Origin of the sequence: Flavobacterium collinsii (assembly GCF_902804485.1) — a bacterium.
In the GTDB taxonomy this organism is placed as follows: Bacteria; Bacteroidota; Bacteroidia; order Flavobacteriales; family Flavobacteriaceae; genus Flavobacterium; species Flavobacterium collinsii.
In genome coordinates, this window is sequence record NZ_CADCST010000127.1 from 1 (window position 1) to 22554 (window position 22554).

A 22554-nucleotide genomic window follows, 5' to 3' on the forward strand; every position below is an offset into this window, starting at 1 on the left:
TGTAGGATGGATAGATATATTTACAAGACTAAATCAAAAAAATATTTTGATAAATGCTCTAAAATATTGTCAGGAAAATAAAGGTTTAGAAATCTATGCCTATTGTATTATGAGCAGTCATATACATTTGCTTTGTAAAGGAACGAATGGTTTTGTTTTATCTGATATTATTAGAGATTTTAAAAAGTTTACATCAAAAAAAATAATTCAGACTTTAACAAATGAACCCGAAAGCAGAAGAGAATGGATGTTAGAATATTTTAAAAAGGCATGTGAGCATTTAAAAAAGGATCAGACTTATAAAGTCTGGCAAAATGGTTATCATGCGGAACATATTTACAGTAATAAATTTATTAAGCAAAAAATAGATTACATTCATAATAATCCCGTAAAAGATAAAACTGTTAGTTCGGCTGAAGATTATTATTTTAGTTCGGCAAGGAATTATTCAGGATTGGAAAATGATTTAGATGTTGTTTTGCTGTACTTGTTTTAAAATGCTTAACTGTTACTTTTTACTCATCTTTGCGGGCACAGATTGCAAATCTGCGCTAACATGACGCAATAAAAACAAAAGCTACATGATTTTGTAGCTTTTGTTTTTTATAATTAGTATTTTGTTTTACTGTTGCGGGCACGGATTGCAAATCCGCGCTATCGGGGTTTTTATTCTAAATCCCATAACAATTTTATTGACGAGACTATTGTTAGAAAGCAAATGATCCAAAATATAATTTGCCCGGCTGCGCCTTTAAATTTTACTCCCGGTATCTCAAATTCTATTTTTCCGGAAACATACTCTAGAACTAAAACGATGAAAAGGGAAGTAATCGCTGCCATAGGTAATCCAACAACAACTGGGAAATGTTTTTGCGCGATAGGTAACCAGACTTTAGATTCGTAACCTCTTTGAGCCATTATATAGAAAATGTAAGCAGAAAACAAGGCAATTAAGGCCGCAGCTACCCAGGCTAAGGCATTTAAAATTTTTGTTTTGGTTTGGTCATTTTTGTTATTCTCGTTATTCATGTTTTCTACAATTAGATTTTATAATAGAATGCTCGTGACTTTTTTAGGTAATTTTATTTGTGTTCAAGAGCGGGACGCTAAACCTCTAATCTAATCCAATTATTTAGGCAGATGTGCAACCAATTCAACTTCTAATTTTGCTGTTGGCATGTATAATTGTACGACTTGTACCCATGTAGCCGCAGGAAAGTCACCATTGTAGAATTTTTTTCTAACGTTGTTGTACTTTTTCATGGTCTCAATATCTGTTGTGTATAAATTTTCTTTTACAACATTTGCAAACGTGGCACCATAACTCGCTAGTGAAGCTTTTAAATCGTTATAGACAGCTGTGATTCCTGCCGGAGTTAATTCCGTCGTTACAGCACCTGAAATGTAAAGCACATTGTCCACCTTTAAAACCTGAGCATAACCAATAACTGTATCTTGTTTGGGTCCATTGTTCCAATGCCATTTTTCTTTTTTTATTTTAGCTTCTTGTGCAAAATTGATATTGAAAATGAATAAAAAAGAAAGTAAAAGAAAATGTTTCATAATGGTTTGTGTTTTAATTATGGTTTGTTTTAAGTTTTTTTCGCTAGCGTTAGTGTCTAATTCTTTAGGTTTACGAGCGTGATGCTCGCTAATGAAGGGATACTTGTCAATATTCTCCAATTATAGAATATATAGATTTATTGAAGCTGTTTCCTTTTGCTGACTTCACCGTAAATATATATTCTTTCTGCTTCTGTATATCACTTTGCCAGCCTATAATTTTACCATTTTCAATTGTAGGTTTAGTTTTGTTTCCATAAATGTCTAGATTGTTTTTAGCTAAAAAGTTATTTAATACTTTTGTTTGCATCCATCTCCCTTTCTTAAACAATTCTGATTTTAATTCATACGCATCAATTAGTAATTTACTAACTTTCAAATCACACATTACCCCAACACGCAAATAAAACTTTTTACTTTCTCCACTATTGATAATAACCGGAAATTCTAGTTTGTTTTTATCATATTGATCTATATTTTCATAAATTCCATCAAAAACATGGCTTATGATCGCATCAACACTTTTATCATTTGCTGTTTCAATACTTGATTTTGTAATGGATAGTGTCTTGTCTCCATTATTACTTAAAATAATTTGCCAATAAGTTGGAATAATAACTATACTGTCATTATAAAATATTGGTTTTGTTAAGTAGTCTTCATGTACATAGATAGAACTCATTGTAACTTTTTCGATATTTGCTTCATGATAAGTGTAATACGAAAAATAAAAAGATAAGACCGAAATAATGATCGCTGATAGTGAAGCAAAAATATTTATTTTTTCTACTGTTTTTTTTTTCATGTTTATTTAGACTCTTGCTGGCGTAATCTGGACGCTCGCGCATATTCTGGATTAATTAAGATTAATTACTTATAATAGTTTTATCATTATCATTGTTCGTGACTTCTTTAAGTTATTTTGTTTGTGTTCACTAGCGGGACGTTCTTGCCAGCTGGGGATTTGTTTCATAATCACATCTTTTGAAATAATTAGTTTTTTGATTATTATTCATTAACATTTAGTTTAATTTATTTTTAAAAGACATTTTTATTTATTTGATTGTTAATTTTTTTACTTACCATAAGCACTATCATTGTATTCCTTTAAATGCTCTTGATTAAATATTAATCCTTTATTCATGTTTTTTAAAAGTGAATACTTTTCAATCAATGGTTTAAATTTCTGTACACCATAAGGAGCTAAGCAATTAAAAAATATTAATGACAATTCATGACTTGAAAGCTGTGCACGTACAAAATTTATGTATACTTGCTTGTCATGAATTTCTGAATTGTCAACAAATTTTATAATGTGATATAAGTTTCTGAAGTAATGTCCTAAGTTGTTTTGATTTTTTTCAAAAAATATATCATAACTTTCTAAAGTACCTTTTAAATTTGTTGTAACTGGATTTATGTATAGATCTTTATCTTTTGTCTTAATATAATGTTCAAGTCTAGTATAGAAGATTTGAAAACAATCTCTTCCTTCAGAAATTACTGAGGTTTTTTCATTATATTTTCGTAAATCCATTGAATTGACTATACTGGAATGCGTATTTAGTAATTGAAAAAAAGTATTTTCAAATCTTTGTAATCTCAATGTTTCATTTTGAATTTCGAATTCTTTCCTTGTTTCTCTAAGCTCTTCTCTTTGAAATCTCAATTCTTTTCTTTGTAGTAGTATAGTTAGAATAATTCCTGCGAGGGCCAGTCCAGAAAAAAGAGCATTTACGCCTCCAAACATATCTCCAAAAGTTCCTCTTTTAACGTCTGACAAATCTTTTAAAGTATAATAAGAAAGTGTCCATAAACCGATAATTAGTAAACTGACGATTATTGAAGTTAATATAAAGGGCGTATTTTTTTCATCTTCATTTTTTTCGTTGTTCATAGCATTTTATTTATTGGTTAGTGAATGATATTTGTTTTTTTGAATTTAAATTATTAGATGAAATGAAATTAAAACAAACATCTTATTTAATTCAATTAAAATACCGAGTAAAAACACCTGATTTTTGAAAAAACGCAAATTAATTTTTGCTAAAAATAACTCTTTGAAAAGTCAATTACGTTGCGAAAAACCGTAAACATCTAAAATAATCCAAGACCCCTAGCCCTGATAGCAGCGGCATCCTTTTTAGGTAACCGAAAAAGTTCTAAATTAGAATAAAAAACTTCGGCCTAAAAAGATATAGCGGATAATTAGGATTTCTTACTCGTACAGGCTTTTTACTTTAATGAACAATATAACATCAGTAGTAGGGGAGTGTAAATCAATTTTAAGAGTAAATTTTTAATATGTAAACTTCTTTAAGACGAGATACTTACATTTGTGAGTGTTATACTCGTGATATTTGAGGGATGGCGGCTATTTATCTTTAAGTAATACTCTTTTAAATAATTCAATTGATTTTAATCTTTCTTTTTTGGAAGGATAGTTAGGTGAATTACTTTCAGGTATATAGTCATTTACAATTTTGATTATTTCTGATTTTTCGATGATGATTAAGGAACATAAGTCGGCAAGAAATTCTGATTCTTTTCTAAGCCTGTTAAATCCGGTATAAATTCTTCTATAGATTAGTGAAATTACTATGATAGAAAGAGCAGGTTCCATCTGTCTCGGGGAAAATAAAAATAAAAGTAAAGCTAGGAATATACCAAAACACAACCTCATATTATTTAAGAAAATAGGAAGTCTAAATGCTTTTTTAGTAATTAAAAATAATTTAGAATCTCCTTGAACAATATGGCCAAATTCATGACCCAAAATTGATTCAAGTTCTTTAGGATAATGGTGTGAATGTGATATTAATGCGCGACTCAGAAACAAATGAACAACTCCTTTTTCTAAAGTAATATGAGCTTCAATATCATTTGTCTTTATGTAGTATATTTTTAATTTTAATTTGCTTAAATCTAATTTTTCAATAATTTCGTTGCATATATTCCATATTTCTTTATGATTTTCCTGATTAAGTTCAATGTAAGACGATTTTGGTAAAAGCTGCTTTACCCTAGTAAGGTAAATGAAAAGGACATAGACTAAAATTACTAAATCGAAAAGAATACCTAATAATGATCTTTGATTAGCTGCGACATCATATTCTGAAGAATTAAAAAAAAGAAGGAAAATAATACTAGATGCAGGTAAAATAAAAAGCACTAACATGATTCTGAACTTTACTCTTAACTTATGTTTTCTCGCTTTTCTAAAGTAAAAATTTTTTAACAGATTTTCATTTGATGCTATTTCCATTTTAATCCAGTTTATCTAATATAGTCAAGAGCTGAGTGGCGTATTTTTCTTTAATTGCTACTTTTAAATCGTCTGGTAAATTTTGTTCCATTAAAGTTTTGTACACTTTGTCTTTTAATTCAAATGATGTAAGTTGTGATTCATCTTTTGACTTTTTGACTTTTTTGAATTCTAAATAAATATTAAAAATGGATATAATAATACTGCTAAAAGTCGCGCCTTGTTTTATTAATTCTAAAGTATCTGGAGAAAGACCAAAGTCAAAACCTGTTGTGCCATTTTCATTATAATTAACTACACTTGTTCTTTCTGTTTTTAATATTTTATCAATAAATTCTTCCCCTTCAAGTTTGTAGTTTTGTTGTTCCGTTTCATTCAATTCTTGGTTAATTATATTTTCAACCAAATTCATTAGTTCCAATTTATTACTTGTCATAATCATATTTGATTTAATTATTTTACCCGTCTTTTGGATGTTTTTTTATTTTTAATTGACCTGTTATGTATTGTTTTTAGCTGAAGGCCACCTGAGTGAAGGTCGGACTTAATGGGTTATAAATTGGGGATTATCTATAAAAAAATTAAGTTTTAATTTTTAAATTATTCGTAAAATCAATGATTTATTATAATTGATTTTATATAAAATTTAATTTAGAGAACAAATATCTGCTTTATTTTGAATTAATTACCAAGTGAAAATACCTGTTTTTTTTCTTTTGTTAAAATATTGTTTTATAGTTGTTTACTTCGTTTTTGTTAAAGGTAAAAATCCTTAGTGAATTGAATGTTTTTACATAAATCTATAAAATGCAAATTAAATACTGCCCCGTCTTAGCGCTGATAGCAGCGGCATCCTTTTTAGGCAAACGAAAATTTCTAAAATTAAACCATAAACATTCTGCCTAAAAAGATATAGCGGATAGCAGGAACAAGCTCCTAAAAACTATCTTAATTCCATTAAAATTTCCTCTCAAAAAACACAAAAAATCAATACTAGAATTTTCCGTAAAAATTTTGTAATTTTGCAGTCCAATAAAAGGAATTAGAAAATGTTAGATAGACTTCAATATGTAAAGCAGCGTTTTGATGAGATTTCGGATTTGATTATTCAGCCGGATGTTATTGCTGATCAAAAACGTTATGTGCAACTCAACCAGGAATATAAAAGCATCAAAGCTTTGGTTGAAAAAAGAGAAGAATACATTCTTGTTTTAGCAAATATTGACGAAGCAAACGAAATTATTGCTGACGGAAGCGATGCAGATATGGTTGAAATGGCCAAAATGCAACTTGACGAAGCAAAAGAACGCTTGCCGCAACTGGAGGAGGAAATCAAATTTATGTTGATTCCTAAAGATCCTGAAGATGCTAAAAATGTAATGGTGGAGATTCGTGCCGGAACGGGTGGGGACGAAGCTAGTATTTTTGCAGGGGATTTATTCAGAATGTATACTAAGTACTGTGAAAACCAGGGTTGGAGAACTTCTGTGGTAGATATGAACGAAGGTACTTCAGGTGGTTTCAAAGAGGTTATTTTTGAAGTTACCGGAGAAGATGTTTACGGAACCCTGAAATTTGAAGCTGGTGTGCACCGTGTACAACGTGTTCCTCAGACCGAAACACAAGGTCGTGTACATACATCGGCAGCAACGGTAATGGTTTTGCCGGAAGCAGAAGAGTTTGATGTACAAATCGATATGAACGATGTTCGTGTAGATTTCTTCTGTTCGTCAGGACCTGGAGGACAGTCGGTAAATACAACGAAATCGGCAGTACGTTTAACGCACATTCCTACGGGATTAGTGGCGCAATGTCAGGATCAGAAATCACAACATAAAAATAAAGATAAAGCGTTAACGGTTTTACGTTCTCGTTTGTACGAACAGGAATTGGCTAAGAAAGAAGCTGAAGATGCTACCAAACGTACGTCTCAGGTAAGTTCTGGTGACCGTTCGGCTAAGATTCGTACCTACAACTACGCACAAGGTCGTGTAACCGATCACCGTGTTGGTTTAACTTTATACGATTTAGGAAACATCATGAATGGTGACATTCAGAAAATTGTAGCCGAGCTTCAGTTGGTGAACAACATGGAGAAATTGAAAGAAGCTTCAGAGGTTTTTTAATTTGAGGTACAAAGGAATCTCTCCAGATTCTATAAATATTTAAGCCGAACTTATGTTCGGCTTTTTTTATGAAAAATAGATTAATCCCGATTTGTACGTTCCCAGTGGTTTCAACTATTGGGATGAAATATTTATCATTCATTTTTCAGAATCCATTTCTCGAAATACATCTGGCAAAAGCAACCATAGGCGATATTTTGTTTTTATCAATTCTAAGAAAAATCTTAAAACCGTTGATTCTCTGCATCTTTGCTTCTCTGTTTCTCAAAAAAAAACTTTTTTTTCAATATTTTTCTTTTAATATTTGCGTGCCTTTTAAACCATAAAAGGATTACTAACCAATTGCTTAAAACTAATTTATGAAGAGAACTTTACTATTATTTTGCTTCTTTGGAAGCTTTTTTTATGCCCAAGGGCAATCGTATTTTGGATTTAGGGATGATAATTATGCAGGAATTCAAGCCGTGTTATTTAATCCATCAACTGTTGTTGATTCAAAACACAAAGTTGATATTAATATATTTTCGGTTAGTGCAACGGGACAAAATGATTTGTACGGGGTAAATTTGGCCGGGATTTTAGATGGCAGTTTTGATTTACAAAGAGACGGAAAGAAGAATATTAAAGCCAATAACAGGGGGAACTTTAATGTAGATATTTTAGGTCCGTCGATTATGTTCAATATTACGCCGGCACACAGCGTTGCACTTTTTACACGTGTTCGAAGCGTAACCAATGTTGTTGATGTAAATGGTGCGCTTGTTGACGAAGTAAATAAGAATATAGATGTTTCAAATAGTTTTTTAATATCGGGAGGAAACCCAAATGCCGTTACCAATTCATGGGCAGAGATTGGAGCCAGTTATGGTACCGTTTTACTTGATGATGAAGAACATTTTATAAAAGGCGGTATCACCTTAAAATATTTGATGGCAGGAGTAAATGGCTATATTAACGGAAATAATTTGAGTGTTGCTTTTAATAAAAATGATGTTAATCCGGCTTTGAGCGAATATTACTCTACGGGAATCTTAAAGACTGCTGCAAGCTATGATTATCAAAAGGGTGATGATCCTAAGTTTGATGGGACTTCGGCTGGTGTGGGCGTTGATTTAGGGTTTACTTATGAGTATCGTACCAATTGTCATACTTGCAGAGGAAATCGATATAAGTTTAAAACCGCAGTTTCTATAACCGATATTGGAAAGCTTAATTATAAAAATATGATTGAAAACACTTATGATCTGTCCGGAAGAGTTACGCAGGATGATATTGATAATGCCGATAATATTTTTGAGTTTTTTGATGCCAATTATGTAAAAACGGCAACAAGAAAAGGTATGCAAGCCAATTTGCCAACTGCTTTGCATACGAATTTTGACTGGAACATTAATAATAAGTTTTATTTGAATTTAAGCGGCGATTTTGGATTAGTTGATGCTAAAAGAATAAACGGTACTGCAATTGCCAATTCGGTTACGTTTACGCCTAGATTTGAAGATGGAAAATTTAGTTTTTATCTCCCAGTGACCTGGATGGAATATGGCGGAACTCAAGTTGGAACTGGTTTTAGAGCCGGGCCTTTATTTATTGGTTCAGGATCTTTAATTAGCAACTTATTTTCAAACAATTCCAAAGGCAGTAATCTTTATGTAGGTTTGAAATTTCCTATCTATCAGAGTTATGATTAAAGGACCTTAGTGCCTTATATAAAAGAGCCAGTTTCATTTTTGTGAAACTGGCTCTTTTTGGTTTAGATGAGATTTTAAACAAAAACCTCAGAACCTTAGCACCTCAGTACCTAAAATATATATAGTGAAGGATATTAACTCATTAACCGTTTGTTTACAAAACGTATAAAGCAAGTTAGATACCTAGAAATACTCTTGTGAATTCAAAACATTTATAGAGATTAGAATACATGTACACACCATTTTTGACTATTATTTCGCTTAACTTTTCCATAATAATTAAATTTTAGTTAGACCATTACTCTTCTGACGATTTTTATGGTGCCGAATCTTCGTGTGAAGGTTCGTGCGGTTTCGAAACGATGTTGGTAACAACAAGTTGTAGTAAGGATCCGAAGATATTTTTGAAAGTTGATTTACTTTTTCCTACCACAAATCTTTTGGCCAGATAACCAATTCCGATACTGATCGCTGACTGTGCCAGATGGCTTTTAAAACCAACTGTTTCGTTGATTTCTTCGACTGTGTTTCGAATGAGGTTAAGAGGTTTTAAATGCTCTTTAATTTCATCGATTTCGTCTTTAATCGCACACCATTCGGCGTCTTGCCGATTTTCTAAGAGCCGAATCTTCCGGTCTAGTGAATCAAGGGTGTAAATAGTTTCCATAACAGTCTTTTTTAGTTTTTTGATTGACTTAGATCAGAATCGCTCTCTGTTTTAGTTTCTTTTAAAATACTGGAAACAATCATGTTTCCAATAGGGGTTTTAATAAGTCTGTGGTGCAATTTGTGCAGCACTATGGCAACAATTAAATAAAAGACTGCCAGTATAAAAAAACCGTAATAGTATTCGCCTAATTTTTTTCCAATCCATAAACTGATCCCAATATTGAGGAATAGGGTAAAAAATGCAACAACAGCTCCAACTGCGATCCTGGAGGTTAATGTCGATAAAACATCTGCTGATGCTGATACCGTTTTGAGTTTGATTAACTCTAAACTCGTTTTGGTATAATTCTCAGCTTTCTCGTAAAGATTTAAGTTCTCGTTTGTTGTTGCATTTGATTCCATGATAGAGGGGTATGTTTAGGATTTACAAATTTCACTTCTTAATAGTTCGATTTTACGGCTTTTGCTTCGTCTTTAAGCGTGTTGAAGTCTTCTTTTGCCTGACTGAATTTTGCTTTTCCTTCTTCGATAATTTCTTTACCGTTTGAAGAAATTGTGCTTACAATTCCGTCGAACTTGTTTTTCAGATTGTCTCCGTAATCTTTAGACTTGTCTGATATTTTCTTTCTGGTATTTGATCCTTTGTCCGGTGCAAATAAAACGCCCAAAAATGCTCCTGCCGCTGCAGCTCCTAAAATTCCTAAAATTGTGTTACTCGTTTTCATAATATCTGATTTAGTAATTAATATAAAGTGGTTAATAGTACTTGTTTTTTAAATTTCACGACCTTTAATAAGTCTGAATAGTATAGCAATAACGGCAATGACTAATAAAATATGAATGATACTTCCCAGGCTGTAAACAAAAAAGCCTAAAGCCCAAAGTATGACCAGAATTACTGCGATGGTATATAATAAATTTGACATGATTTGTGTGTTTAGGGTTAATAAATTCCTTTTCTAATTTAGCTTATACGAGAGGTACAAGCTAAGGTTGCTGTTTTTTGCATCAGGAAAAGTGTAGGTTGTTCCGGCAACGGTTCTTTCTTTTCCAACGGTTGTTAGTCCGTAATTGTAACGTAAACCAATACTTATTGGATCAAAATCGACTCCAACACCCGCTGCAAGACCGGCATCAAACTTGTTCAGATCATTAGTATCGATTTCTTGTTCAAAGTTGATATCTCCGCTACCCGTAACTTTTGAGCTTACGAGATAAGAAGCGTAACCACCGGCATGAACATTGAAATTTTTGGTGATATTAACTCTTACCAATAGTGGAACTTCGATATAGTTTAGTTTGAATTTTGAGTCTCCACTGGCAAAAACGTTATTGTATTCTAGTTTGGCTCCTTTTGTGGTAAATAGGATTTCCGGCTGAATAGCAATAAAATCAGAGATAGGCAAAGTCGCGTAGAGTCCGGCATTGAAACCGTATAAAACATTGTCGTCGTTGGCATCATTAGAATACAAATTCGACATGTTGAATCCTCCTTTGATCCCGTACTCGGTATTTACATTATTGTTTTGAGCGTACAGCATTCCAAATGAAGCTGTTAAAAAAAAGGTGAAGGCGCATAAAAAATTGGTGTACATTTTCATAGTTCAATAGTTTAGTTAATAATAGATTGTAGAGGCGTTTAGATTACTATTTTTGATTTTTGAATTTCTCTTGAAAACTCATATTGTTGTGGCAGATACTGTAAAACCATTTTCAAAATCGTTTGATCATTTGTTTCCTTTGAAATTGATTCCAGTAACCGAATCTGCTCTTCTAATGAATCATTCATCGAATCTAAGTAAGCGTGGTTGAAATTGTATTCATTGGCATCAATCAAATCGTACAAGTCTCGTTTACGGGTTGCGTTGATTTCGGTGATAATAATGAGCTTTTTATTGGCCAGATTAGTTATTTCCTGTAACAACAGGTTTTGATTGATTTCGATTTTTTTGCTTATTTCAAGAATGGTACTGTCAGAACTTTTTTGTTGTGCAATTTGACTTTTAGAAATAATGGATTGACTTACATTTGCCGCTGCAATAAAAAAAAAGGCTTCAATTTCTTCCTTGTGATTCTTGGTAAAAGTTTCATTTTTTAAAGAGGTTTCTATTGAATAGTTTTTTTTGCATGATGAAACAAAAACTAGGATCAACAATAAAAATATTGTTTTAAAAAATATTGATTTTACTCTGGGCATTGCTTTCATTATTACTTCATAAAGTATTACATTACAAAGATGGCGACGAATAAAAGATTTTGCTTTACAGCATAAAAAAGAAACGTTATATAATTCCCATAAAAGATTTATATAACGTTTGTTATGTGATTTTTAAAGGCTTTTTTGAAGCGCTAATCCGGAAGAAAAATAGTGAATACAGAACCTTGATCAGTTTGGCTGTCGGCCATGATATGACCCTTATGATTGTCGACAATTTTTTTGCAGATTGCCAGACCAATTCCTGTTCCCGGATATTCGGTTTTGGAGTGCAGTCGCTGAAACAATACAAAAATGGTTTCCTTAAACTGAGGGTCAAATCCCATTCCGTTGTCTGTAAAAGTTATTTTGTGAAATTTTTTTACATTTTGATCCAAGAGTTCGGGATAATTGGCAGAAAGTACTTTTTGACTTTCAATTGTAATTTCGGGAACAATATCCGGACGGCTGTATTTTAAAGAGTTTCCAATTAGATTGATAAAAAGCTGCTCGATCTGATACGGAATAACGGACAGTTTGGGCAATTTTGTAGCGGTAATAACGGCTTTCTTTTCGTCGATCATTTCGGTTAGTTCCGCCTCGGCATTTTGGAGTAGTTCATTTAAATTTGATTTAATGAACTCTTTTTTGGTCGTATTGGTTCTGGAGAATAAAAGTAAATCATCAATTAAAACACGCATTCTTTTGGCCGAAACCTGAATTTTTTCAATATAATCCCGACCATTCTGCGACATAGCTTCTTTGTCGGCATCGGAGACTCTGGAAATAAAAGTCTGGATTTTTCTAAGAGGTTCCTGTAAATCGTGACTCGCAACATGGTTGAAAGAAGCCAATTCTTTATTGCTTTTCTCCAGTTCGAGGTTACGTTCCTGAAGTTCTATATTTAGTAAATGCTCGTCGGTAATATCAAAGTTAATACCTAGTAAAATTTTGCTTCCCTGTTGGTCCGTTAATAATTTTCCGGTCGTTTTAAAGTATCTGACTTCTTGATTTGGGAGCATAATTTTATAATAAACAAAAGGTAATTCTTCGTAATTCAGAATTCCTTCCATTGCTTTTGCAACGGCTACTTTATCATCAGGATGCACAAAATTTAAAAAAGTACCTTTTTCGGGAACAAAAGCATTGGGTTCATAGCCCAACAAACGGTATTGATTGTCGGAATAGTCAATCTTGTTAGTGTCTAAATCCCATTGCCAGGTACTGAATTTACCAATAACTTCCGATTCGGCCATAAGTCCGCTGGAAATTAAAAGCTGCTTGTTAATGACTTTAAGGCGCTCAAAATCACGACTGATTTGTCGATAAGCCAGTAAAATAAAAGTTAAAGCAACCAGAAATAGTGAAATTGAAAAAAGCGGGCTGAGAGAAATTTCGGCGTCGTAAATTTTTAGCCTTTTGGCCAGATAGCTTTTTTCGCTGTCTTTCATTTCGTCTACTTTAAAACGAATGTTCTCCATCAAAATTCGTCCCCCAAACATATAATTGTCGAGTTTTCGTTTGTCGTAGGTTTTGGGATCGCTGTATTTGAGGCAATTTTCAAAAGAAACAAAACGCTGAATGATGAGCTTGAATAACCTTTGAAGGTTTTCCTGCTGTTTTGGGTTGTCTGCCGTTAACTTTTTTAAAGTGATAAACGAAGTGTTTACCTTGTCACGCGAATAAAGGTAAGGGGTTAAAAAACGGGAATTGCGGGTTATGATATAACCGCGCTGTCCCGTTTCGGCATCCTTTATAGCTGACATTAACCGTTCTAGCTGAATGTTAATTTCATACGTATGCATTACCAACTTGCTGGACTCATTGAGATCCTGGTTGTGCTTGTAAGCAATAGAAGAAAGAAATAACAGAATGAAAACTGCGATTACAAAAATAACTCTCAAAGAGTTTGAAGAATTAAAATTTGGGATCCACTTCATCGGTGTTCTACTATTTTAGTCGCAACAGAAAATTATCACGGTTTAACCCTGAGGTATGATAGTGCCAGTTTACGGTAACAACTTCATTAATTATTTTTTTCAGATTGTTAAAATCACTTGGTTTTTTAATGTAAATATTCGCTCCCTGAATAAAGGTATCTTCAATGTCTTCTTCAGATGAGGAAGTAGAGTAGATGGCAATAATAATGTTTTTTAAATGCTCGGTTTTTTTAATCTCGATCAAGCATTCTTTTCCGGTTTTTTTAGGCATATTTAAATCCAGAAATAAAATATCAGGTAACATATTGTCAGGATTCATCAAATGATCCATTAATTGCATTCCGTCATGAGCAAATTCTACTTTGGTCTGGATCTTTATTTCTTCAAAGGCATCTTTAAAAAAAAGGCGATCGTCTTCATCATCATCAGCTAATAAAATGTGTAATGCGTTTTTTTGCATTTTAATGTGGTATTTGGATTTTATTTTAAATTTTCTCTTCGTTTCTTAATTATTCTCTGAAAAGCCGACGGTGTAATTCCGGTAGTGTTTTTAAACTGTGTACTCAAATGAGCTACACTTGAATAGTTGAGTAAAAAAGCAATTTCGGTCAGACTCATTTCGTTGATAATAATTAATTGTTTTGCTCTTTCAATTTTCTGTAAAATAATAAAATTTTCGATAGAAGAATAGGTTACTTCCGAAAATACATTCGACAGGTAGCCATAACTATGGTTGAGCTTTTCGGCCAAAAACACTGAACTTTTGTAATTGTTATTGTCTTCCATGAAAACAAGTTCGATTATAGCATCTTTTATTTTTTGAACCAGAACACTTTTTTGGTTTTCAACAATTTCAAATCCACACGGATTTAGTTTTTCTTTTAAAGCTTCAAGTGCATCAGCATCAAGATTATCATTGATCTCAATTTCACCAAAACCAAGGCTTGTAAAATTTATATTGTGCTGATCCAGATTGTGCTTTAAAAAAAGCGAACAAATGGTGTTGATGTCAAACTTTATAAATAGTTTCATTCTATAAAAATTTGGTTAAAGATACTTAATTTAATTTTGGTTCTATCGTTTAACAGTTGTTAGAAATTTACTAATATTTGAAATAATAAAGAAAATTCTCAAAAAAATACCGTCTAATATTTATACTAGACGGTATCCCGATTGAGTCAGAAAGGGTTACAAATCTGAGAGGATTTGATGAAATTCTTCTTTTGTTTTTCCCAGTTTTTGCTGAAGTCTACCATACATTTCGTCTTCTTTACCTTCAGCAAACATCAAATCATCATCCGTCAGAGTTGCAAATTTTTGCTTCAGTTTTCCCTTTAACTCATTCCAATTTCCTTTTATTTCTGTAGTATTCATGATCTTAACTTTTAAATATTAATAGTATTGTAAAGTTGTCGATTAGTTGTTGCTTTTCTGTTACATTCATTTCAGGAAGATTTGTATAATTCACATTTTGAGCTTTTTAAATCTGATATCGGCGTAAAACCCAAGCCATTTTTTCGTGTTCCTGAAGTAATCCGGTCACAAAATCGGCCGAGCCTGCATCGTTGTTTTCCTCTTCAAAAACAGGAATATAATCCCGAAACTCCGTCACTAGCTGTTCATGATTTTCTAAAAGTTCTTTTAACATTTGTTTCTGTGAAGGGTATTCTTTTGGAGACTCTTTAAGCGTTGAATTCTCGATAAACTCTTTCATTGTTCCAATAGTTTTGTCTCCAAGCTGACTGATGCGTTCTGCAACTTCGTCGATATGGGCCTCCAGAATTCGATACTGCTCTTCAAATAATTGGTGTAATTCCATAAAGCTGTTTCCCGAAATATTCCAGTGAAATTTTCTGGTTTTTACATAAAGAGTCATTTCGTTAGATAAAATTGTGGCTAATAGTACCGTACTCTTTTTTAATTGTTTTGGTGTTATTCCAATATGTGGGGTCATAATTGTCTGATTAAAGGTTTGTTACCAAAAATAGAAAATGAGTCTTCTGATCTTCTTACATAATTTGTTAAAGAAGTTACAGGAATTCAATGTTTACGTAACCTGTTTGTAGTTCAAATAGTGTAGTTTTGCCGCCGAATTTACCTAAAACAAAACAAATTTTAATGAAAAAAACTTTACTCAGTTTATTACTAATTGCCATTACTTTTTCGGCCAAATCTCAGTCTTATCTGGGATACACGCATGATAATTATGCAGGTGTTCAAAGTGTTCTTTTTAACCCGGCTTCTATCGCTGATTCCCGTTTTAAAACCGATATTAACCTGTTTTCGATCAGTGGATCGGTATCGAATGATCTTTATGGTGTTCGTCTTTTTGATGTGTACAAAAAAGGATATGATTTTGATAGTCAGTCTATAATGACGCCCGCTAAAGCAAACAATGCTTTGGTTAATTTTGATATTATGGGGCCGTCTTTTATGTTTAATATCGCCCCTAAACATACTATTGCAGTTTTTACAAGAGCCAGATCTATTAGTAATGTCTACAATGTTAATGGTAATCTTGTAAATGAAGTAAAAGATGGTTTAGACCATGCAAGCAATTTCAACTTTAATTTAGGCAATCCAAACGGAGTCTCTCATTCATGGGGAGAAGTTGGTCTTTCTTATGCAGCAGTTTTATGGCAGAATAATCAGCATTTCTTAAAAGGAGGTTTAACTGCAAAGTACCTTCAGGGAGGTGTAAATGGTTATACTCAGGGCAGAGGAGTGAAAGTGGCGTTTGTAGAAAACAAAGCAAATCCGAGAGCCAGTACTCTTTTTTCTGAAGGAGAAGTAACTATAGGAGCGAGCCAGGATTTTGAAGCTAATGAAGATTATAAATTCGATGCTAATTCGAATGGTTTTGGATTTGATTTTGGACTTGTTTACGAATGGAGACCGGAATACGAGAAATACGATTTAAACAAGGCAAAGAGAGCAGACAATAACTTTCGTGATTTAAATAAATACAAGGTGCGTTTTGGTCTGTCGGTTACTGATATTGGTTCTATTAACTACAGAAATTCAAAGTTAGATACCTATAATGTTACAGGAATCGTAACGGAGAAAATGATTAATGATGCTGATAATCTGTATGATTTCTTAAATGAGCATTATACGAAAGTTTCGACTTCTAAAGGAGTTAAAACAAATTTACCAACAGCAATTCACGGTGATGTAGATTGGAACATGTACAGAAAATTCTACTTGAATTTAAATGGGGACATCAGCATGGTGAGCGATTCGAAATTAAACGGAAGCAGTATTGCCAATCGTGTAAGTCTAACGCCTCGTTATGAAAGCAGGTGGTTTAGTTTTTATGTACCAATGACCTGGATGGAGTATAGTGGAATGCAGGTAGGATCAGGGATTCGCTTAGGTGCTTTCTTTATTGGTTCGGGTTCTGTTTTGACGAATCTGGTTTCGAAAGAATCCAAAGCGGTTGATTTTCATCTTGGGGTAAAAATTCCGGTTTATCAGAAGAAATTCAAAGACACGGATGAAGACGGAGTAATCGATAAAGAAGATGCTTGTAGAAAAGTAGCAGGTCCGGAAGAAAATAATGGTTGTCCATGGCCAGATACAGATGGAGACAAAGTTTTTGATAAAGATGATGCTTGTCCGAGCGTTCCGGGTCCTGTTGAAAACAAGGGCTGCCCTTGGAAAGATAGCGATGGAGATACTTTATTAGACAATGTAGATGCCTGTCCTGCCATTGCCGGTCCGGTAGAAAACAAAGGTTGTCCATGGCCGGATACTGACAAAGATGGCGTTTTAGACAAAGACGACGCTTGTCCGGATGTTGCGGGTCCTGTAGAAAATAAAGGATGTCCTGTTTTAGATGCAGACAAAGATGGTGTTTTAGATAAGGATGATGCTTGCCCATTAGTATACGGTCCTGCAGAAAATAACGGTTGTCCTAAAGTTACCAAAGAAACATTGGCACAGCTGAAAGTGGAAGCAAAATCTATTTTCTTTACAACTGGAAAAGCAACTTTAAGTGATGCCAGAAAAGGAGAAACTTCAGGCAGATTAGATGCGATCAAAGAAATCCTGAAAAATTATCCAAATGCTAAGTTTGCAATCAATGGACATACCGATAATGTAGGGAATCCTAAAACAAATAAGAAATTATCTGAAGCAAGAGCAAAAGTAGTAATGGATGCTCTGATTGCAAAAGGAGTAAATCCGGCGAACTTAAGTTCACAGGGATTTGGATCTGCAAAACCGGTTCAATCGAACAAAACAGCAAAAGGAAGAGCAGAGAACAGAAGAACAGAAATTGTTTATTTAGGCAATTTGTAAGCTTAAATTGAATATAAAACCAAAAAGCCATTCGTAATTGAATGGCTTTTTTTATTTTTGCATACTTCTAAAATGGAAGTATTTCTACTGCATTAGAAGAACTAAAAAATCAAGAATGACGACACAACAACTACACGAACAAATTCTATTAAAAAAATCATTTTTATGCGTTGGATTGGATCCCGATCTAACCAAAATTCCACCTCATTTATTAGAAACTGAAGATCCTATTTTTGAATTCAACAAAGCAATAATCGATGCCACTCATGATTTGGCTGTGGGATACAAACCCAACACTGCTTTTTTTGAGGCTTATGGATTAAAAGGGTGGCTTTCGCTTCAGAAAACCATTGAATATATCAACGAGAATTTTCCTGAAATGTTTACGATTGCCGATGCAAAACGTGGTGACATAGGAAATACATCAAGCATGTATGCTAAAGCTTTTTTTGAAGATTTGAATTTTGATAGTGTAACCGTTGCTCCTTATATGGGGAAAGATTCGGTGGAACCGTTTTTGGCTTTTGAAAATAAACATACCATAATGTTGGCTTTGACTTCAAACGAAGGAGCTTTTGATTTTCAGACGCTAAACGTAAACGGAAAGGAATTATACAAACAAGTTTTAGAAACCTCTAAAACCTGGAAAAACAGCCACAATCTGATGTACGTAGTAGGCGCTACAAAAGCGGAATATTTTACTGAAATCAGAAAAATTGTTCCGGACAACTTTTTGTTAGTTCCTGGAATTGGTGCTCAGGGCGGAAGCTTGTCCGAAGTTTGCAAATACGGAATGAACGATCAGGTTGGTTTATTGGTCAATTCAGCCAGAGCGATTATCTACGCTTCAAAAGGAACAGACTTTGCTGAAAAAGCAAGAGAAGAAGCTTTGAAGGTTCAAAAAGAAATGGAAGAGATTATTAACTCTAAGGTTTAAATAACTTTATAAATAGATTAACCGCAAAGTTCGCAAAGGATTACGCTACGAACGCAAAGCTTTTTTTGCGAACCTTGCGAAAAACCTTTGCGAACTTTGCGGTTAAAGAACTTGAAATCTGAAACAAAATAAACATGAAACAGTTACAAGATCAGCTTGGTACCTCACATACTTTCGAAACAGCTCCAAAACGAATTATTTCATTAGTTCCTTCTCAGACCGAATTGCTTTACGATTTAGGTTTAGAAGAAAAAATAGTAGGGATAACAAAGTTCTGCGTGCACCCGTATCATTTTAAATCGACTAAAAAAATGGTAGGAGGGACCAAGAAGATTCATTTTGAAAAGATAAAACTACTAGAGCCTGATGTTATCATTTGTAACAAAGAAGAAAATACTCCTGAGATTGTAGCGCAGTTAAGTACAATTTGCCCGGTTTGGGTAACCAATATTGTTTCTATCGAAGATAATTTTCAAATGATTTCGGATTTTGGACAGCTCTTCAACTGCAGAACCGAAGCTCAAAAATGGAATAATAAGCTAACTTTCGCTTTAGACGATTTCAAAAAATACGTTCAGGATATTCCCGAGAAAAAAGCAGCTTACTTTATTTGGAAAAATCCTTATATGGTAGCTGGAAATGATACCTATATTAATGAGTTATTAAAACTGAATCACTTTCAGAATATTTATAGTGATAAAGGCCGCTATCCTGAAATTGAACTCAAAAAAATGCGTCTGGAAGGCGATCCTGATTTGGTTTTCCTTTCGTCTGAGCCTTATCCCTTTAAAGAAGAAGATGCCTTTGAGATAGGTCGCTTTACGCATCATGCCAAAACTATTTTCGTTGATGGCGAAATGTTCTCCTGGCACGGAAGCCGATTGTTAAAGGCTTTTCCATACTTCAAATTACTACACGAAAGACTTAGAAATTAGTTCCAGGTTTTCTTTGTTTCAGGTTGCTTTACTTTGAACATAATTTAACCGCTAAGTCCGCTACGATTTTTCGCAAAGTTCGCAAAGCTTAACATGTATAAAGCTTTGCGAACTTTCTGTTTTATACAAAATCATGGACAAAAAAACTTTGCGGACTTAGCGGTTAAATACACAATCCAATAACCTTAAACCGCATATTAGTTTTAGGTTTTCTTTGTTTCAAGTTTCAGGTTTTCTTTGTTTCAAGTTGTTGGAGCGTATATTTTGGCGCAAAAACTTTAGCAAATTTGCGGTTAAACTATGTTCAAAGTGTAGCAACTTGAAACCTGAAACCTGAAACAAAAAAAGATAAAAAATTAGCAAAAAAAAATGCCGGCATCTCGAAGACGCCGGCATCATTTAACTAACCAAAACCAAAATAATAAATAACCAGTTTATTACACTACAAAGATCCAACTTATATGAATGTTTTGCTGTTAAGGTTTTGTTATTACTTTGTTGGACATAAGTTAAGATTTTTTGATTCCCTGTTTTGAGCTTTCTGTAGCGTTAAATAATTTTTGACTATTAAAATATAAAAACAATCAATTTTGTTTATTAATATCGCAAGGATAAGTTTGTATATTTGATAAAGTGTTAAATATCAGTGATGTGTGATTTCTTAAAAAAATTAGCATTTGATAGGAGGCAGTTAATTTTAATCAAAAAAAACAGAAAAAAATGAGTGATTCAAACGAAAGTAAATGTCCTTTTCATAATGGGCAAGTGAAAGAAACTGCTGGTACAGGAACTTCTAATAAAGATTGGTGGCCAAATCGGTTAAATTTAAACATACTACGTCAGCATTCTAATTTGTCAGATCCGATGGAAGAAGGTTTTAACTATGCTGAAGCATTTAAAACCTTAGATTTGAATGCTGTCAAAAAGGATCTTTTTGATTTGATGAAAGATTCGCAGGATTGGTGGCCGGCAGATTATGGTCATTACGGACCTTTATTTATTCGTATGGCCTGGCACAGTGCGGGAACTTACCGTATATCTGATGGTCGTGGAGGCGCGAGTTCAGGAAACCAGCGTTTTGCTCCTTTAAACAGTTGGCCGGATAATGGTAATCTGGATAAAGCACGTTTTTTACTTTGGCCAATTAAACAGAAATATGGTAATAAAATCTCTTGGGCCGATTTAATGATTTTAACCGGTAACTGTGCCTTGGAATCTATGGGATTTAAAACTTTTGGTTTTGCAGGCGGAAGAGAAGATGTTTGGGAACCGGAACAAGATGTAAACTGGGGTTCAGAAAAAGAATGGTTAGCTACCAGCGATAAACCATATAGTAGGTATACTGGTGATAGAAATTTAGAGAATCCACTCGCGGCTGTACAAATGGGGTTAATCTACGTAAACCCTGAAGGTCCGGATGGAAATCCTGATCCGCTAGGTTCCGGTAGAGATATTAGAGAGACCTTTGCCCGTATGGCTATGAATGATGAAGAAACCGTGGCTTTAACGGCAGGTGGGCATACTTTTGGTAAAGCGCATGGAGCCGGAGATGCAGCCTTAGTAGGCGCAGAGCCGGAAGGGGCAAGCATAGAACAAATGGGACTGGGCTGGAAAAGTAGTTTTGGTAGCGGAGTAGGTGAAGATGCTATCACAAGTGGAATTGAAGGAGCATGGAAACCAAACCCAACTACTTGGGACAATGGTTACTTCGAAACTTTATTTAAATACGACTGGAAATTGACCAAAAGTCCTGCAGGAGCTCATCAATGGACTCCGACGGATGAAAGTGCTGCAACAACGGTAGAAGACGCTCATAATCCGGCCAAGCGACATGCTCCGATGATGACAACGGCGGATATGGCAATGAAAATGGACCCAGTCTATGAGGCAATTTCAAGAGATTATATGCAAAATTTTGACAAATTTGCTGATGCTTTTGCCAGAGCATGGTACAAATTAACTCACAGAGATATGGGGCCAATTTCACGTTATTTAGGTCCTGAAGTTCCGAGTGAAATATTGATTTGGCAGGACCCGATTCCTGCGGCTAAAGGGGAGTTGAGTTATAATGATATTGCCGTTTTAAAAGATAAAATCCTTTCAAGTGGTTTGTCGGTTTCACAATTAGTAAATACTGCTTGGGCATCGGCTTCTACATTCCGTGGTTCTGACAAGCGTGGGGGAGCTAATGGTGCCCGTATTCGTTTTGAACCACAAATTAGCTGGGAAGTTAATGCAGGGGGGCAGGTGAAAAAGGTATTGGCAGTTTTAGAAACCATACAAAATGATTTTGCTAATTCAGGAAAATCAGTGTCTATTGCGGATTTAATTGTTTTAGGAGGATCTGCTGCAATTGAAAAAGCAGCATCAAATGCTGGCTTATCGATAGATGTTCCATTTACACAGGGAAGAGGTGATTCTACTTTAGAACAAACGGATGTGCATTCGTTTGAAGTGTTAGAGCCAAAAGCAGATGGATTCAGAAACTATAAAAGTGCCAAAACAAATGCCATTACAGAAGAGCTTTTAGTAGACAGAGCACAATTGTTAACGTTGTCAGTACCAGAAATGACAGTGTTGGTAGGAGGTTTGAGAGTCTTGAATGCCAATTACGATGGTTCTAAACATGGTGTGCTTACTACAAATGCAGAAACATTGAGTAATGATTTCTTCGTTAATTTATTGGATTTGGGAACTACGTGGAAAGCGATCAATGAGACAGGTGAAAATTTTGAAGGGCGCAATCGCACTACCGGAGAAGTAAAATGGACGGCAACCCGTGCAGATCTTATATTTGGTTCGAATTCTGAACTTCGTGCGATCGCTGAGGTTTACGCCAGTAGTAATGTCAAAGAAAAATTTGTAAAAGATTTTGTCTCCGCATGGACTAAAGTAATGAATCTTGACCGATTTGATGTACGTTAACAGAAGG

General features: G+C 34.0%; 24 protein-coding genes. 7 read left to right on the forward strand and 17 right to left on the reverse strand.

The features are described from left to right. On the forward strand, nucleotides 1–496 hold a 496-nt coding region (locus FLA105534_RS20335; protein ID WP_246253278.1), incomplete at its 5' end, for an REP-associated tyrosine transposase. A 170-nt stretch (nucleotides 497–666) separates the two neighbouring features. Here the strand turns inward: FLA105534_RS20335 and FLA105534_RS20340 are convergent. From FLA105534_RS20340 to FLA105534_RS20365, 6 genes are all read right to left on the reverse strand, one after another. Continuing rightward, nucleotides 667–1029 (reverse strand): hypothetical protein, encoded by a 363-nt coding sequence (locus tag FLA105534_RS20340; RefSeq protein ID WP_070906933.1) that lies wholly within the window; start codon nucleotides 1027–1029, stop codon nucleotides 667–669. Nucleotides 1030–1128: 99 nt separating this feature from the next. Next, on the reverse strand, nucleotides 1129–1563 hold the full coding sequence (locus FLA105534_RS20345; RefSeq protein WP_173967917.1) for a RidA family protein: 435 nt from the start codon (nucleotides 1561–1563) through the stop codon (nucleotides 1129–1131). A 106-nt stretch (nucleotides 1564–1669) separates the two neighbouring features. Next, nucleotides 1670–2368 (reverse strand): hypothetical protein, encoded by a 699-nt coding sequence (locus FLA105534_RS20350; protein WP_173967918.1) that lies wholly within the window; start codon nucleotides 2366–2368, stop codon nucleotides 1670–1672. A gap of 270 nt (nucleotides 2369–2638) precedes the next feature. Further along, entirely contained in the window at nucleotides 2639–3460 is an 822-nt protein-coding gene (locus FLA105534_RS20355) for a putative phage abortive infection protein (protein ID WP_173967919.1), read from the reverse strand. A 477-nt stretch (nucleotides 3461–3937) separates the two neighbouring features. Then, nucleotides 3938–4828 (reverse strand): M48 family metalloprotease, encoded by an 891-nt coding sequence (locus FLA105534_RS20360; protein ID WP_173967920.1) that lies wholly within the window; start codon nucleotides 4826–4828, stop codon nucleotides 3938–3940. 1 nt (nucleotide 4829) lies between these two features. Next, complete coding sequence (locus FLA105534_RS20365) at nucleotides 4830–5264, reverse strand: hypothetical protein (RefSeq protein ID WP_173967921.1); 435 nt, start codon at nucleotides 5262–5264, stop codon at nucleotides 4830–4832. Between the two features lie 613 nt (nucleotides 5265–5877). Here FLA105534_RS20365 and prfA point away from each other — a divergent pair. Further along, nucleotides 5878–6954 (forward strand): peptide chain release factor 1, encoded by a 1077-nt coding sequence (prfA, locus tag FLA105534_RS20370; protein WP_173967922.1) that lies wholly within the window; start codon nucleotides 5878–5880, stop codon nucleotides 6952–6954. 359 nt (nucleotides 6955–7313) lie between these two features. Then, a complete protein-coding gene (locus FLA105534_RS20375) occupies nucleotides 7314–8645 on the forward strand; it encodes a DUF5723 family protein (protein WP_173967923.1) in 1332 nt (443 codons plus the stop codon). A 316-nt stretch (nucleotides 8646–8961) separates the two neighbouring features. Here the strand turns inward: FLA105534_RS20375 and FLA105534_RS20380 are convergent, their stop codons facing one another. The 11 genes from FLA105534_RS20380 to FLA105534_RS20430 all read right to left on the reverse strand — a co-directional run bounded on the left by FLA105534_RS20380 (nucleotide 8962) and on the right by FLA105534_RS20430 (nucleotide 15402). Further along, nucleotides 8962–9312 carry a hypothetical protein gene (locus FLA105534_RS20380; RefSeq protein ID WP_173967924.1) on the reverse strand — a complete coding sequence of 117 codons (351 nt, stop codon included), beginning with the start codon at nucleotides 9310–9312 and terminating at the stop codon, nucleotides 8962–8964. An 11-nt stretch (nucleotides 9313–9323) separates the two neighbouring features. Next, the gene (locus FLA105534_RS20385; protein WP_173967925.1) at nucleotides 9324–9716 is read right to left on the reverse strand and encodes a hypothetical protein; all 393 of its coding nucleotides are present in this window, start codon (nucleotides 9714–9716) and stop codon (nucleotides 9324–9326) included. A gap of 38 nt (nucleotides 9717–9754) precedes the next feature. After that, nucleotides 9755–10039 (reverse strand): YtxH domain-containing protein, encoded by a 285-nt coding sequence (locus FLA105534_RS20390; RefSeq protein WP_173967926.1) that lies wholly within the window; start codon nucleotides 10037–10039, stop codon nucleotides 9755–9757. A 48-nt stretch (nucleotides 10040–10087) separates the two neighbouring features. Next, nucleotides 10088–10240, reverse strand: a complete 153-nt coding sequence (locus tag FLA105534_RS20395) for a lmo0937 family membrane protein (protein WP_115098685.1) — start codon at nucleotides 10238–10240, stop codon at nucleotides 10088–10090. Between the two features lie 33 nt (nucleotides 10241–10273). After that, nucleotides 10274–10915 (reverse strand): porin family protein, encoded by a 642-nt coding sequence (locus FLA105534_RS20400; protein WP_173967927.1) that lies wholly within the window; start codon nucleotides 10913–10915, stop codon nucleotides 10274–10276. A 38-nt stretch (nucleotides 10916–10953) separates the two neighbouring features. After that, nucleotides 10954–11469 (reverse strand): DUF4142 domain-containing protein, encoded by a 516-nt coding sequence (locus FLA105534_RS20405; RefSeq protein WP_246253279.1) that lies wholly within the window; start codon nucleotides 11467–11469, stop codon nucleotides 10954–10956. Between the two features lie 194 nt (nucleotides 11470–11663). Beyond that, nucleotides 11664–13448, reverse strand: coding sequence for a sensor histidine kinase (locus FLA105534_RS20410; protein WP_173967929.1), 1785 nt, complete (start codon nucleotides 13446–13448; stop codon nucleotides 11664–11666). Between the two features lie 10 nt (nucleotides 13449–13458). Further along, nucleotides 13459–13908: a response regulator gene (locus FLA105534_RS20415; protein WP_173967930.1), complete on the reverse strand. Its 450-nt coding sequence runs from the start codon at nucleotides 13906–13908 to the stop codon at nucleotides 13459–13461. Nucleotides 13909–13928: 20 nt separating this feature from the next. After that, the gene (locus tag FLA105534_RS20420; RefSeq protein WP_173967931.1) at nucleotides 13929–14480 is read right to left on the reverse strand and encodes a helix-turn-helix domain-containing protein; all 552 of its coding nucleotides are present in this window, start codon (nucleotides 14478–14480) and stop codon (nucleotides 13929–13931) included. Nucleotides 14481–14636: 156 nt separating this feature from the next. Next, complete coding sequence (locus tag FLA105534_RS20425; RefSeq protein ID WP_173967932.1) at nucleotides 14637–14822, reverse strand: CsbD family protein; 186 nt, start codon at nucleotides 14820–14822, stop codon at nucleotides 14637–14639. 106 nt (nucleotides 14823–14928) lie between these two features. Further along, entirely contained in the window at nucleotides 14929–15402 is a 474-nt protein-coding gene (locus tag FLA105534_RS20430; RefSeq protein WP_173967933.1) for a Dps family protein, read from the reverse strand. 164 nt (nucleotides 15403–15566) lie between these two features. On the opposite strand from FLA105534_RS20430, the gene FLA105534_RS20435 reads away from it, so the two are divergent. The 4 genes from FLA105534_RS20435 (at nucleotide 15567) to katG (ending at nucleotide 22547) form a co-directional block, all read left to right on the forward strand. Continuing rightward, on the forward strand, nucleotides 15567–17750 hold the full coding sequence (locus tag FLA105534_RS20435) for a DUF5723 family protein (protein ID WP_173967934.1): 2184 nt from the start codon (nucleotides 15567–15569) through the stop codon (nucleotides 17748–17750). A gap of 115 nt (nucleotides 17751–17865) precedes the next feature. Further along, nucleotides 17866–18687, forward strand: coding sequence for an orotidine-5'-phosphate decarboxylase (pyrF, locus tag FLA105534_RS20440; RefSeq protein ID WP_173967935.1), 822 nt, complete (start codon nucleotides 17866–17868; stop codon nucleotides 18685–18687). A gap of 134 nt (nucleotides 18688–18821) precedes the next feature. Further along, nucleotides 18822–19622, forward strand: coding sequence for an ABC transporter substrate-binding protein (locus tag FLA105534_RS20445; RefSeq protein ID WP_173967936.1), 801 nt, complete (start codon nucleotides 18822–18824; stop codon nucleotides 19620–19622). A 720-nt stretch (nucleotides 19623–20342) separates the two neighbouring features. Next, on the forward strand, nucleotides 20343–22547 hold the full coding sequence (gene katG / locus FLA105534_RS20450; protein ID WP_173967937.1) for a catalase/peroxidase HPI: 2205 nt from the start codon (nucleotides 20343–20345) through the stop codon (nucleotides 22545–22547). Nucleotides 22548–22554 lie beyond the last annotated feature (7 nt).